3 protein-coding genes are annotated in these 12882 nt (G+C 37.2%); 1 reads left to right on the forward strand and 2 read right to left on the reverse strand.

The window, feature by feature from the left end:
• Positions 1–36 precede the first annotated feature (36 nt).
• Entirely contained in the window at positions 37–9681 is a 9645-nt protein-coding gene (locus tag RZ74_RS01065) for a DUF5776 domain-containing protein (protein ID WP_053949610.1), read from the forward strand.
• A 49-nt stretch (positions 9682–9730) separates the two neighbouring features.
• Here RZ74_RS01065 and RZ74_RS01070 read toward each other — a convergent pair whose 3' ends face one another.
• Positions 9731–11239 (reverse strand): glycosyltransferase, encoded by a 1509-nt coding sequence (locus tag RZ74_RS01070; RefSeq protein WP_053949611.1) that lies wholly within the window; start codon positions 11237–11239, stop codon positions 9731–9733.
• A 2-nt stretch (positions 11240–11241) separates the two neighbouring features.
• A complete protein-coding gene (locus RZ74_RS01075; protein WP_053949612.1) occupies positions 11242–12873 on the reverse strand; it encodes a glycosyltransferase in 1632 nt (543 codons plus the stop codon).
• Between the last annotated feature and the right edge of the window lie 9 nt (positions 12874–12882).

The following is a 12882-nucleotide window of genomic DNA, read 5'->3' on the forward strand; positions in this document are numbered from 1 at the left end:
GTATTAGATAATTGGAATAATTGTGAGGTGAGCTCTGTGAAATACAACAAACAAAAAATTAGAAAAATTAATGACAAGAAGATATTAAAGAAGGTTAAAAAGAATTGGGTAGTAGTATCTGTTTCTTCTTTTGCTTTCTTTGGTGCAGCTGGATTTACTCTTACTAATGGAAATGTAAACGCACATGCATATGTAAACAGTGGTAAGACAGTAGTTGTTGCCGGACAAAATAGTTCAGCTGCAACATACACTAGTGGATCATCTTCACAATCAACTTCCACTAATTCTGCTAATGTGGCTACTTCAAGTAGTGCTAACAGTAATATTGCTCCTACAAGTAGCATTAATAGTTTATCCAATAGTAATCCCACTAATAACACTCCTAGTGTATACCAAACAACAGACTGGGATTCATACGCTAGTCTAAGTGAAAACATGGGAAGTAGTAGTTCTAATAACCAAATTACAACAAGTACAAATCTATCTGACGCTGAAAATATTATTGATCAAATGGCATCATCTGCGCAAAGCGCCATTGATAGTAACACTGCCAATTACCGTGCAGCCTTGGCACAGGGATTAAGTACAAAGATGGCTTCGGGAACATTTGGTACGCTTTATTTCCTAGATAAAAATGGTAATCAAATTTTTTCAGGTAATGGAGCACCCTTTGGTTACCAGGGACCACAGAGGGGTGGAAATACAAGCAATTATCAAATTTATAACTCTAATGTTGCTTCATCTAGTTCTAATCAATTAAACAATCCTAATAATATTAATAATGATGGTAAATTATGGGTTATTACTACCGGTTCAGGTGTGACAAATACTTTTTTAGGTAGTCCACAAATTAGAATTGAAGTTAAGGGAACTAATCCAACGTTTGTAATGCCGGTGCAATTGTATGATCCTAATGGCAATCCAATTGCTCAAACTAATAATGACAGTACTGGAATGGCTCCAACCGCAATGGGAATGGCTGTCATTAATGCAAGCAATAATTCATTAGTTCAAGTTTTAAATATGAATGTAGACCCAACTAAGTATGTTGCGCCAGCTGCTGGGACAATTCTTACAGTTGATCCAAATACTTATAACTACAAATTGATTGTAGCTTCTGCAGCTAAGCCATACCCATTAAACTTCTATAACCGTAATGGACAATTGGTGGCAACAGGTACCGTTAATATTAATAATAATGGGACAATCACTAATACCTACACTACTGGTAATTTGAGTAGTACAGTTTATCACATTCCAAGTAATCCTAAAATTGTGACTGATGTTAACAACGCTGGTCAATATGCAATGAATGTAGACCAAAACACTGCTAGTTTAACATTTGTTACACCAAATGGAACGCAATTAACTGATAGTAACAATAATGTATTAACTGGTACAGTATATGTAAATGCTGATGGTTCTGGAACAATAGCAGATAGTACTGCAATTAATGGGTCAGCTTATCATGTTGTCCCAGGGGCTCAACCTTCATTACAAAATGGTCAATATGTAGTTAATGTTACTAAGAATGCTCGTACATCAACAGTTACATTTACTAATAAAGGTAATATCATCACAGATGCTAACGGAAATCCTTACACAGGTCTAGTTAACGTAAATGGAAATAGCGTAGCCAAATTAGTAGATTATGGACAATTAGGTAATAGTAACTACCATATCACGCAAAATTCATCATTAATTAAGGATGCTAATGATGATAACTTTACTATGGAAGTAACTCCTAATAATGTCGGGAACACACAAAGTGCCAATTTTGTTGATGCGAATGGAAATGTTCAAGGACAAGGTACTATCATTTTTGATAGTAATAACAATCCTAAACTGGTAGATAACGGTAACTTAAATATTAATAACTATTATGTTGTTAACAATCAAGTCATTAGTAATAATGGTCAATATCAAGTTTTAGTTAAACCATTTTCAATCACAAATACACTCCCTGTTTATTTTGTTGACTCTAACAATAACAATCATGGACAAGGTACAATTGTTATTGATCAAAGTGGAAATGCGAAATTAGTAGATACTGGATCTTTGGATTCGGCAAATTATTACATTGCTAATGGTCAAATTAATAACGTTAATGGTCAATATCAAATTTTAGTAAATCCAAATGTTTCATCCAAATCTGTGTCAGTTACTTTCTATGATTCTTACACAGGAAAGGCAGTTGGTACTGGTACTGGTATTAGTATTAATGGTAATGATCCACTTGGGATTAAGAGTTATGGTAATTTGGACACCACATCATATTATTTGAGTGGTAAAGTTGTTCACTTTAACGATGCAAGTGGAAATCCGGTTTATTGGGCTTATGTAACTGTTCAACCACAACGTGCGGATTCCATAGCAGCTTCTAACTCTTCATCTGCGGCAGCATATATAAGTAGTTCTCAATCTTCAGTAGCTCAATCTATTGCGAACGCAATTAGTTTAGCTTCTTCTACTGCTGCATCACTTGCTAACAGTATTGCTGCATCTAATGCCGCCGTTGCAGGTGCAAATTTCCAAAATTCAATAACAGCACTTCAAAATCAATCTCAACAAGCAGTTCAAGCGAGTTTACTAGCTTCGCAAACAGCATCTTCATATGCACAATCATTGATTAACTCGGCTAACTCAGCATATAATAGCTTGCAAACATCAGCAGCTACTGACAAATCTAATACAATTAGTAATTTGCAAAGTTCTGCTGCTACAGATAAATCTAATGCAGTATCTGCCGCAATTAGCAGTACTTTATCATCAGCACAATCATCAGCACAGTCAGTGCAAAATTCATTAAGTATTGCTAATAGTCAGGCTATTGTTGATTTGAATAACCAATATCAAAATAGCTTAGCGGTATTAAGTAGCCAAGCTATTTCTAACCAAAATAGTGCAGTCCAAAGTGCTACTAACTCAATTAATGCTGCTAATCAAGCAACTATTGCTAAAATCAATGCTGATAACAATAAGAAAATTAATCAATTGTTAGCTCAAAGCTATGCTAATTCTGTGAGTGCACAATCAATTGCTGATTCTTTACAATCATCAGCGGTTAACAGTGTTAAAGCTGACGCAGCTAACTCGATGTCAATATTAACACAACAAAATATTGATGCTGTGAACCAATTAAATTCTAGTTATCAAGCTCAATTACAATCGGCACAAAATTCTGCTAGTGCAGCTATTAATAGTGCAGCTAGTTCAGCGGCAACTTCAATGTCAGCTGCCGATGCAACTGTTTTACAAAATACAATTGACTCTTTAACTAAGCAATTTCAAGCTTCTAGCTCTGCTCAACAAGCTCAGTATTTAGCTGCTTCAATTGCTGCTAGTTCATCTGCAAAGGCAGAAATGGATTCAGCTATTAGTAGTTTAACTTCATCTGCTAATAGTGTTTATCAACAACAAAGTATTGCTAATTCACAAGCGATTCAGTCTCTCCAACAACAAAGTATCGCTGATTCTAAGGCTGCTTCTAGTCAAGCTGCTGTGGATTTAGCAAACGCTGTTCAAACTGCTAAAAGTAATGCAGAATCAGCAGCTAAATCACAAGCTGATCAGTTAGCTGCTGATAACCAAAAGAGAATTGATAGTATGAACGCTAAGAGTATTGAAGACTCTCAAAATGCTTCTAGTGTGGCCCAATCAATTTTGAACTCAGCAATTCAATCAGCACAAGATTCATATGCTGCTCAATTGAGTGCTACTTCTAGTGCGAACCAATCATTGATTGATTCTATGAATGCAAAGAGTATTTCAGATTCACAAAGTGCTGCTCAAAGTGCACAAAATGCAATCGATTCTGCGGTGAAATCAGCATCTAGTTCTGCAAATTCACTTGCTCAATCAATTGCCGACTCTAACAATGCAGTAATCGATAGTTTGAAATCACAAAACATTCAAGATTTACAATCAGCACAAAATAGTGCAACTACTGCTATTACAAGTGCTGCTGATTCGGCTCGTCTATCAGCTGAAACTAAAGCAGCTGAAGAATCAACAGCAACATCAATTGCTAACTCTAAGCAAATTTCAGACATTCAATCTAATGCAGATACTCAATTACAAAGCGCTCAATCCAGTGCTAAGTCAGCAGTTGATAGTGTTGCACAGTCCGTAAAAGATTCAGCTTCATCATTGGCAAAATCAATTGCAGACTCCAACAATTCATTGATTAGTAGTTTGCAAGCGCAAAGCATACAAGATCTTCAATCAGCTCAATCCAGTGCTAGTGCTGCTATTGATAGTGCAGTTTCTAGCGCAAAATCAATCGCGCAATCTAAAGCAGATGCAGATTCGATTGCAACTCAAAAATCTAATCAAGATGCTATTAATAGTTTGAAATCACAAAACGATCAAGCGCTAGCTAACCAATCTAGTGCATATCAAGATGCGATGAATTCAGCAATTCAATCAGCTCAAAGTAGTGCAGCTAAAGAAGCTGATGATCTAAGATCACAAAATCAATCAGCAATCGATAGCTTGTCACAAAAAGCTGAACAGGATTCAATTGCTGCATCTAATTCAGCTCAGACAGCAATTAATAATGCTGTATCATCCGCACAGAAATCAGTTAGTGATTCTGCATCTAGTCTAGCTGAACAGGTTTCTGCAGCTAATTCCAAAGCGTTAGAACAATTACAACAACAAAGTTCTAATGATTTAGCCTCATTACAATCAAGTGCTTCCGCTGCAATTGAATCCGCTGCATCTAGTGCAAGGAGTGTAGCGTCAAGTCAGGCCTCTGTTGAATATAGTGCATTATCAACTGCTAACTCAAACACTATTAAGCAAATGCAAGATAAAAGTACAGCTGATTCGATTGCTGCATCTAACAGTGCCCAATCTGCAATTCAAAGTGCTGTTCAAACTGCACAAGACGAGGCCTCAAAACAGGCAGCTGCTCAGTCAACGGCTGTTTCTCAACATAATCAAAGTGTAATTGATTCTTTGCAACAACAAATTATTGATGACTCTAAAAACGCCTCAAATAGTGCTCAACAAGCTACTAACGATGCAGTTGCATCAGCACAAAAAGCGGCAAGTGATTCTGCATCAGCTCAATCAGTTGCAACATCAATAGCTAACCAAAAGGCCATTGATGATATGATTGCCAAAGCTAAGTCTGATTCAGAAAATGCTGCGGCGAGCGCACAAGCGGCCATTAATGATGCAATAGCTAAAACTAGTTTAGCTGCAAGTTCATCAGCCGCACAGGAATCATTATCGACATCATTAGCTAATTCATCAGCAATCGCTTCGTTGAGTCAAAAAGCTATTAATGATTCTAAATCAGCTGCAGATCAAGCTGATGCGGATAAGAGAAATGCTGTTTCATCAGCTCAGAACTCATTAAATAACTCATACAGTGGATACATCAAGAGTTTGAATGATGACAGAGATGCTGAAATCAATTCTCTAAAGGCCAACCTTGATTCAGCAAATAGTTCACTTGCGCAAGTTACTCAAGACTCAATAGCACAAAGTAGTGCATTTGATTCAGCAATTGCAAGTTTGCAAGGGGATAGTAAATTAGCTAGTGAAGCTGCATACAGTGCGAGCGTGGCGGCTGCTTCAAGTTATAGCAGTGTAATTGATTCTTATGAGGCAACTATTTCTAGTTTACAAAGTGATCAAAAAGCAACTTCTGATCAAGTTATAAAATACCAAAAAGAATTAAGTGATTTACAAAACAGCTATAATGACACTATTAACAGTGCTAAAGCGGCATCAAGTGCTGCGGCACAAGCTTCTTCAGCTGCAATTGATAGTGCTGCTTCTAAAGCTGCGAGTGAAGCTCAACAACAGGCTAAAGATTCACAAGCTCAAAGCGAAGCCGCATCAAAGGCTAAAGATCTTGAATCACAAGCGCAACAATCAATTCAAGATTCATATAACCAAAAAATTAGTGACTTGCAAAATGCATCGACAGCATCAAGTGCTGCAGCTCAAAGCGCACTAGATAGTGCAACTTCACTAATGAATAGTTACTTAAGTCAAATTAGTAGTCTTCAAGCTGATAGTGCTGCAGCTGCTGAGAAGAATAGTGCTGCAGTATCTGCTACAAACAGTCGAGCTAGATCAGTTGCTCAATCTTTTGCAACTCTAGCTAATAGTTTAAATAAACAATACGCAAATGAATCCACAGCTTTCCAACAAAGTTTAAGTAATTTAAATAGTATGATTGCAAGTATTACTGCTGACAATCAACAAAAGGCATCTAGTGCCGCTGTAGATTATGATAATAAGTTGGCTTCATACGAAAGTTCATTTGCAATTGCATCATCTAATGCAATATCACAAGCTGTTGCTGATGCAGAACAACGTGCTAAGCAAGCATCAGAGGCTGTATCCTTGGCTAACTCAAAAGCTTTATCTGATGCACAAAATAAAGCACAACAAGATAGTTTGAATGCGGCTAGCAGTGCAGCTCAAGCAATTAAAGATGCTGTAAATGCTGCTTCAACAGAAGCTAGTCAACAGGCTGCTGCTCAATCAACCGCAACTTCGATTGCAAATTCACAAGCACTAGACTCACTTGCCCAACAAAGTAAGAACGATTCATTAAACGCTTCACAAAGTGCTGCTAAGGCAATTCAAGATGCAATTAATTCAGCTCAATCAATAGCAAGTCAACAAGCTAGTGCACAATCAACAGCCGCTAGCGAAGCTGCTTCAAAAGCATTGCAAAGTTCACAAAATAAAGCGGCTCAAGACAGTGCAAATGCTTCATCTGTAGCAGAATCAATTAAAAATAGTTTGATTTCTTCTGCTCAACAAAGTGCTTTAGACTCAGCAAATTCAGTTTATGCATCGTTATCATCAGCAAATTCTAAGGCTCTAGCTGATGCTCAAGATAAAGCAAATCGTGATAGTGTTGCTGCATCTAGTTATGCTAAATCGTTAATGGATGATGCTGTTTCTTCAGCGAAAGCGGACGCCCAATCGACTGCTGATAATAATATTAGCTCATTAAATAGTTCATATGCTCAAAAAATTAATGATATGTTAGCTGCTAGCAAGCAAGCTTCGATTGCTGCCAGTCAAGCAGCATCTGAAGCTCAGTCTGCCGCTATTAGTTCGGCTCAGTCTGTCGCTGAAAGTTTAGCAAGTGCACAATCAATTGCAACATCTCAACAAAACGCAGCAGCATTAAGTTCTGCTCAACAAAAGGCTTTAGAAGATAGTCAACAAGCTCAATCTATTTATAACGATAAGCTAAATCAAGCGAGTTTAGCAGCACAAAGTTCCGCAAGCCAAATGCTATTAGATCAATCTGTAGCAAATTCAGCAGCATTAAAATCTGCACAAGATAAGGCTGCCCAAGATAGTGCAAATGCTTCTCAACGTGCAGAAGAAGTGAAACAAGCAGCATTAGATTCAGCCCGTCAATCTGCTCAAGACTCTGCTAACTCTTTGATACAATCACTTCAAAGTAGTTACAATGCGTCAATTGCATCAGCTCAAAGCAACGCAGTGGCTGAAAGTATTGCAGCTGCAAACAATGCTAAATCAGCATTAGATTCTGCACTAAATGATGCTCGGAATAGTGCTGCTAATCAAATCAATGCATTGCAATCAAGTAATGCTGATCTGCTTTCATCAGCTCAAAGTAAGGCAACAGCTGATAGTTTAGCGGCTTCTCAAAAAGCTCAAGATGAGATTAGTTCAGCTGTTCAATCTGCCCAAGATAAAGCTAAGAGTGATGCTCAAGCTATCATCGATTCATTGAACTCACAATATGCAAATAGCTTATCATTAGCCAATAGTAAGGCCTCTGCAGATAGTATTGCAGCGAGTCAAGCTGCTGAACAAGCTAAGAATGATGCACTTTCATCAGCTCAAGAAGCTGCCCGTCAGGAAAGTATCGCAACCGCTGAATCTAACGCTGCTGCATTGAAATCAGCACAAGATAAAGCATACAGTGATAGTGTTGAAGCATCTAAAAATGCTGATTCATTACTAAGCGCTGCAGTTTCAGCTGCTAAATCAGCTGCTGAGAGTCAAGCTGCGGTCCAATCAGCAGCTACTTCAGCCATAAATTCACAAGCGTTATCATTTGCTCAAAGTAAGGCAAAGGCTGATTCTGAAGCTGCTTCATCAGTAGCTCAATCAATTATCAGTTCAGCTGAATCGCTAGCATCACAAACGGCATCTCAATATGCTCAATCTGTTGCTAATAGTGTTAAGGATTCTTATGATAGTAAGGTTGCATCAATCGCCTCACAAAACGATGCTCAATCTAAAGCTGCTAACCAAGCAGTTGATGATTTGAGAAATCAATTGAGTGCTTCTGCTAAGGCTGATATGGATAAACTAGCTGCATCAAACGCGGCTGCTCAACAAAGCTTAAAATCTGAATATGATAGCTTAATTGCTGCCGAAAGAAGTTCAGCTCAAGCGGCCATTGATAGTGCCGCATCAAGTGCAGCTTCTGATGCTAAGAGTAAGGCAGAAAGTCAAGCTCAATCAGAACAAGCTAAAATCACTAGTGATTACTTAGCTAAATCTAATGAGATGAACTCAACATTCGCAAGCGAAATGGCTTCATTGCAAGCTAGTTTACAAGCAGCTCAAAGTGCTGCAATTAGTTCAGCTCAATCTGTTGCTGATAGTCAAGCTGCACAAAGAAGTTCTGCATTTGCTAGTCAACTTGCATCACTTCAATCACAAAGTGCAGCTGACCTAAGCGCTGCCAACTCGGCTGCTTCAGCTGCCTTGAGTTCAGCTCAATCTTCAGCAATTAGTAGCGCACAATCTGATGCTGACTCGCTTAAAGCTTCATTAGCATCTTCATACGAAAATGCAATGGCTATTATAAAAGCTAAACAAGAAGCAACTTCGATTGCAGACATGAATAACCAACATGCTGCTTTAAGTAGTCAAGCTGCGAAATTCAACGAAGAGATTAATAACTTGAAGAATCAATTAAGTAGTAAAGATAACGATAACAGTAAGTTAATTAAGACTTATGAAGATCAAATTGCGGAATTACGTGCCGAAATTGCTCGTCTAAAGGCCAACCCAGGTGTCGTGATTAAACAAAATGATGTTTACTACCCAGTAGCAGAACCAGCTACTAACTACCAAGTTATTAATCAAGGTGGTGTCTGGGTTCACGACGATAAAGACTTTAGTGAAGATAATCGTGTTCGTTTCATTAAATACGGTGCTAAAATTAAGGTACAAAAAGTTGTTAACCACAAGGGCATTACTAGGTTGTACATTGGTAAAAATCAATATGTAACTGCTAATAAGAACTTTGTCGCTACCGATAAAGAGTTACAAGCAGTTCCTAAGTATGTTTACAGCTTAAACATCGAAAGAAATAAAGCAACAGTGTACAAAGTAACTGGCTTTAAGTACATCGAAGGTAAGTTAAAACTAGAGGTAAAAGGAAAATATGTTGATCCTAATAATTACGATAATGGTTACTATGCTCAAACAGAAAATAATAACCAATCTGATTATCGAATTATTAAGACCAGCGGAGCCTGGATACATGATAGTAAGCACTTTACTAAACATAACCGTATTCAAAAATTAAAACGCGGTCAAAAGGTAAAAGTCGTTAAAGTTGTAAAGACAGGTGGAATTACTCGTCTATACATCGGTAATGGTCAATACATTACTTCTAACAAGACTTTCGTGCAAAAACATCATAAGTAATAAAAAAAGCTCCTATCCGAAAAGGATAGGGGCTTTTTTGTGTACTGATTTATTTATTGAAAAATGTTTCCCATTGAGCAAATACATTGTCAGGATTAAATTTAATTGATTTAGTAATTGCTTGATCATGCATACGATCATAGGTATCTTGATTGTTTAAAATCTCAATTACACGGTTTGCTAAACTAGTAATATTTTTAGGTTCGACCAAGAAACCGTTAACGTTATTTTCAATGATTTCGTTAGGTCCATAGTTAACATCGTAAGCAACTTCAGGTAAACCATAGCTAAGTCCTTCAACTAATGACATGCTAAGACCTTCACCTAATGAAGTTTGAACTAACACACAAGTATTGTATAAGATATTGTCCTTTTCAGCTTCAATTTTGTAATCCAATAAAGAGACAGCGTTTTCGATTTTTAGCTGTTTGATTATTGCTTCTAATTCGTTCTTGTAATCAGCTGATTCGAAATATCCCATGATATTTAGGTGAACATCTGGAACTTGTTGTTGAACTGCCGGAATAATAGTTAATAGTTCACTAATATTCTTGTCTCTGAAGACACGGCCTAAATAAGTGATATTATGGGTGTTTACCGGTTTGATGTTAGCTTTCAAATCAAAAGCAGAATCAAAGATACTGTAGAACTTACCCATTGGATAACGCTTTTCTAGGTCTTTTCTTTGCTTATCCGTAGGCACGATTATTCCTGCAAACTTACCAAAGAATTCATCGAATAGTGGGTATAAGTTGTTAAATAAGACTGCACTATTGTTTCCAGCTTGAGAAGCATTTTCAGTATGGACATTGTGTAAATATTGATACTTAGTAGCATCAGTATTTAAGTTAGCGATGACTGGGGTTAATGATGGACGGTCGTTAATAATGACTGTGTTTTCATCGCTGATTTCTTCCAAGAAGAAGGCGAAAAGATCATCTTCAGTATTAAAACGATAAGTCTTACCTTTGTAATCTAATAACTTGTACATTGATGGTAGGACACGATCACCGACATTCATATGAGTGATTTCAATTACGACTTTGCCGTTCTTATCAAAGACTAATTCATGACCAATTCCGCCAGCAGGGTGCATGTAAATTTCTTTGGACTTAAAACCACGATAATCAAAAACGTCTTGGCTAGAAATATTTCCAAAGTTGTCATAGTATTCGATATTACCAATTTCACCAATGGTTAGTGGGAAAATCGATACTTTGGCGATCCGTTGACCTAAGCGTTCAATGTATGAAGTATTGTTGTCCACTCCGTTGATTTTATAGTCATGTTTATCTACAACAGAAGAGTAACGTAAGTATTCATGATGGTTTTTCTTACCAGTTTGATTTTGAAAATAATCGTACATGTTTAATACTTGGTCGTCATCAATTCCATATTTTTCGATTTCTTGGTGCAAACTAGGATTGAAGTTTCTAGTAACAATCTTGGCATCAACACCATTCCTCTTAAATAATTTAGCTCGATTCATGGCCGAGAATTCTGTTCCGGAATTGAATGTAAAAATGTTTTCATTTACGAATAGATATTGCTTGGTCATTATTAAGCCTCCTTATGTTCCATGTCATTTAGACCTTGAGTAATGTCGCTATGATATGTTTTGAGTTTGTCTTGCCAAGTTTTTTTAGCAGAATTGATTAAATCTTCCCAGGCTTTCCAAACACTGTCTTCAGAAAAACGATTTGATAGTTCATAAGCCTTATCAGACATTGATTGTAATAAATCGTCATCAGAGAATAACTTAACCATACAGTCTGAAAGTGCCTTAGTGTCGTCATAATCAACGACGTAACCATTTTCGTCATTCACAATTAATTCATTTGGACCATAATTAGTATCGAAGGTAATTCCAACATCACCTTGGGATTGAGCTTCCATTAAGGCTAAGTTAAAACCTTCCATGACAGAAGCTAGCGCATAGATTTGTGCGTTTCGTTGAACAGCGGCAACGTCATTAGTGTATTCGTGTAGTTTAACGGCATCGCGAAGGTCGTATTCGTCTAGGGATGCGTTGATACGTTTCATCGCCACGTCATCATTAGAATGGTCAACGTATCCGTAAACTTCCATGTTAATGTCTGGAATTTCCTTCTTGGCCATTCCCATGGCGTCAATAATCTTATTGATTTGCTTTTCAGGAGCAACACGAGCGGTTACAACAATGCTGTGCTTTTTACGATTAGCCATTGGCACTCGTTTTTGTTGAAGGTCTTCGTTTTTAATTACCCCTACCGGAATCGTAAACATATCAATGGCAGGATTAAAACGCTTTTTAACATCGTTAGTTTGCTTTTCGGTCGCGCTAACAATGGCGTCATATCTGTTTGCATCAGTTAATGAATATTCATAGTTGTTATTCATGATTGATGTATCAGTTTTTTGTGCATCACCTGCATGTGAGTTATGAAGATGTAATACTGTGTATGTAGGTGAGTTTAGGTTTTCTAGAATTTCTTCAAAGTAGTCAGAACGATCCATAACATAAATGTTAGGGTTATTCTTGTCCATGAATTCTACATTGATTGATTCTAAGAAATCTTTAATGACACCAACGATATTGTTATGAGTTCTAACGGCACCATCTTTTCGAATGATTTTAAAACCAGATTTTTCTAGTTTGCCTGCTGCGTTGAATCTAAAATAATCTTCAACAGCAGGGCGTCCATCTGGCGTGTACCATGTCTCGGTCGCGATTTTGTTGTCAGGTGTGTACCATTGAGCCATTGATAAGAATCCGCGGTAATCATAAAAGTCAACGCGATATAAGTTAGAGAATCCGTCAAATAATTCTACAGACTTAACTAGGTCTTCGTCGGTTACTTCTTTATCAAATAGATTGATACGACCAACAATTTGCTTGTTACTATAGACGATAATTCTGTTTTGCTCTTTATCTTTGTCATAAGTAAGGTTATCCACACCAAATTCAATATCTTTCGGTTTTAGTGGTTTTGCTTCTAAATCAAGGGCTTCTTGGAAGTAATCAAATATATTTAAGATGTACTTATCTTCAATCCCATTTTTGTTTAAGTGGTAGTGAAGCAATGGATTCCATTCACGGAAAACTAGTCGATAGTCTTCGCCGAATTTTTCGAATAGCTTCGCACGTTTTAATTGGGCATGTTCGATCCCAGAGTTTTTAGCATTAAAACTGGAATTTAGGAAAAAATTCATAATGATACT

This window comes from Apilactobacillus apinorum (assembly GCF_001281175.1).
GTDB lineage: Bacteria > Bacillota > Bacilli > Lactobacillales > Lactobacillaceae > Apilactobacillus > Apilactobacillus apinorum.

Bases quoted from the DNA above. Each gene is read 5' to 3' on its own strand.
- RZ74_RS01075 (WP_053949612.1), bottom strand. From the start codon at position 12,873: ATGAATTTTTTCCTAAATTCCAGTTTTAATGCTAAAAACTCTGGGATC.
- RZ74_RS01070 (WP_053949611.1), bottom strand. From the start codon at position 11,239: ATGACCAAGCAATATCTATTCGTAAATGAAAACATTTTTACATTCAAT.